Here is a 1,516-nt window from a genome sequence, read left to right as displayed (position 1 = left end):
GGCCAGGGCGGCACGCAGGTCGAACGCCCCGCCGGCCAGGGCCTCACCCAGGGGCGCCAGCCCGGGGTCCACCGCCAGGGCCCGGGCGGTGGCGTCCACGCGGTCGATCAGCGCCTCCAGGGCCGCACCACCGTCACGCTGGAGCTTGCGACCGGCGAGGTCCAGGGCCTGGATGCCATTGGTCCCTTCGTAGATGGCGGCGATGCGAACATCGCGCAGCAACTGGGCGGCACCGGTCTCCTCGATGTAGCCCATGCCGCCATGCACCTGGATCCCCAGGGAGGCGATGTCCACGGCCTGATCGGTGGAAAAGGCCTTGACCACAGGGATCAGCACTTCGGCCTGGGCCTGAGCCGCCTCTCGGTCCTGCGCCTCGGAGGCATGGCGGGCCTGGTCGAGCTGAGCGGCGCAGGAGAGCGCCAGAGCCCGCAGGGCATCGGTGCGAGCACGCATCGAGAGCAGCATGCGCCGCACGTCCAGGTGATCGCTGATCGGGCAGTCATCACCGCCACGGGCTGGTGGACGCCTGCCCTGCTCACGATCGAGGGCGAAGGCGACGGCATGCTGGCAGGCCCGTTCGGCCACCCCGATCGCCTCCACCCCCACCTTGTGGCGGGCCTCGTTCATCATGGTGAACATCAGATTGAGGCCGCGGCCCTCTTCTCCGATCCGATAGCCGATGGCACCCTCCCCTTCGCCGAAGTTCAGGGTACAGGTGGGTGAGCCATGGATACCCAGCTTGTGTTCGATGGCGGAACAGATGACGTCGTTGCGTTCGCCCAGGGTGCCGTCGGGGCCCATCAGGACCTTGGGCACCAGAAACAGCGAAAGGCCCCTGTTGCCTTCCGGGGCATCCGGGGTGCGCGCCAGCACCAGATGCAGGATGTTCTCGGTGGCGTCATGCTCACCCCAGGTGATGTAGATCTTCTGCCCGAACAGGCGGTAGCAGTCTCCCTCTTCATCAGGGCAGGGAACCGCACGCGTGCGCACCCTGGAGAGGTCGGAACCGGCCTGGGGCTCGGTGAGGTTCATGGTGCCGGTCCAGCGGCCCTCGATGAGGGGCGGCAGGAAGCGGGCCTGCTGCTCGGGACTGCCATGCCGTGAGAGCGCCTCGATGGCCCCGGCGGTGAGCATGGGACACAGGCCCAGCGCCATGTTGGCCCCGTGGAACATCTCCTGGACGGCACTGGCGACCACCTCGGGCAGTCCCTGGCCACCCAGGGACTCGGCCACGCCGATCCCGTTCCATCCGCCCTCGGCATAGGCGCGGTAGGCCTCGACGAATCCCTCCGGCAGGCTGACCCGGCCATCCCGGCAGCGACACCCCTGGCGATCGCCGGTGGCATTGAGCGGCGCCCAGACCTCATCGGCCAGCCGCGCCGCCTCGCCCAGCACGGCCTCGACCAGGTCGGGCGTGATCGCCTCGAAACCGGGCAGAGAGAGCGAGCCATTCTCGAGCATCTCCTCCAGCACGAAACGGATATCAGCGACGGGCGCGGCATAGGCCATGATCGGG

1 protein-coding gene is annotated in these 1,516 nt (G+C 68.8%); it reads right to left on the bottom strand.

The window, feature by feature from the left end:
- A partial coding sequence (locus ACESMD_RS09225) for an acyl-CoA dehydrogenase family protein (RefSeq protein ID WP_372612472.1) occupies nt 1–1,512 on the bottom strand: 1,512 nt, incomplete at its 3' end.
- Nucleotides 1,513–1,516 lie beyond the last annotated feature (4 nt).

Origin of the sequence: Halomonas sp. (assembly GCF_041689495.1) — a bacterium.
Taxonomy (GTDB): Bacteria; Pseudomonadota; Gammaproteobacteria; order Pseudomonadales; family Halomonadaceae; genus Halomonas.
This window is presented reverse-complemented; position numbering and strand designations above follow the sequence as displayed.